This is a genomic window from Nocardioides cremeus, from assembly GCF_030518195.1.
GTDB classification, from domain to species: Bacteria; Actinomycetota; Actinomycetes; order Propionibacteriales; family Nocardioidaceae; genus Nocardioides; species Nocardioides cremeus.
On sequence record NZ_JAULSC010000521.1, the window covers coordinates 1 to 204 of the forward strand.

Below are 204 nucleotides of genomic sequence, written 5' to 3' on the forward strand. Positions count from 1 at the left end.
GCGGCGAGCTTCTCGCGCGTCTCCCCCCGCGTCAGCGCCTCCGCGATGACCCTGGGCGCCGGCCCGGGCAGGCTGCTGCGGCAGGTGCACCGGCCGCTGGCCCGCCCCGGCGTGGCGGTGGCGGCGACGCTGGTGCTCATCGACGCGGTCAAGGAGCTGCCGCTGGTGCTGATGCTGCGGCCCTTCGGCTTCACGACCCTGTCG

1 pseudogene is annotated in these 204 nt (G+C 76.5%); it reads left to right on the plus strand.

Features of this window, described 5'->3' with window-relative positions:
- Positions 1 to 204: pseudogene (locus QWJ41_RS21945) on the plus strand (ABC transporter permease); the annotation flags it as partial.